Here is a 600-nt window from a genome sequence, read left to right on the forward strand (position 1 = left end):
GCGTCTTTTCCCGAACACGCTCCACCAGCGGTTGTCCCGGCAGATCCGCCACGCGGTCCGGTCGGCCATGACTGCCCCGGCGTCGCGGGCCTCATCGGCCAGGAAGCGGTAACCGAACTCCGGATCCTCGCGATGGGCGTCGAACAACGCGTTCGCGCGGTAAGCCTCCTCCAGCACGGCATCGGTCACCGGCCGCTCGAGCCAGCGGTAGTAGGGCTGTCTGGCGAGCTTCAGGACCCGGCACGCGACCGTGACGGGAACCCCGCCGGCGGCCAGCTCCTTCACGAGCGGGTAGATCCTTTTCCCGGCAGATGCGCCTGTGACAGGTAGGCCGCGGCCCGGCGCAGGACCTCGTTCTCCTGCTCCAGCAGCTTGATCCGCTGGCGCGCAGCCCGTAGTTCCGCGTTCTCCTGCGTGGTCGTTCCGGGTTTCACGCCGTCGTCGATGTCCGCGCGGCGCATCCATTTCCACAGCGTCATCGCGTGCACTCCGAAGTCGGCGGCCACCTGCTCGACCGTCACGCCCGGACCGCGGTTCCTCGCGACCCGTACGACATCCTCGCGGAACTCTTCCGGATAAGGCTTGGGCACAGCAACATCC

At 68.0% G+C, this 600-nt stretch carries 1 protein-coding gene and 1 pseudogene; both read right to left on the reverse strand.

Annotated features, from left to right (window positions below; translation table 11 throughout):
• Nucleotides 1-285: pseudogene (locus IEZ17_RS41720) on the reverse strand (IS3 family transposase); the annotation flags it as partial.
• Nucleotides 282-600, reverse strand: a 319-nt coding sequence (locus tag IEZ17_RS43720) for a transposase (protein WP_229853146.1), incomplete at its 5' end; no start/stop codon positions are given. The gene IEZ17_RS43720 and the pseudogene IEZ17_RS41720, both read right to left, overlap by 4 nt.

Source organism: Streptomyces albospinus (assembly GCF_014648695.1).
Lineage (GTDB): Bacteria > Actinomycetota > Actinomycetes > Streptomycetales > Streptomycetaceae > Streptomyces > Streptomyces albospinus.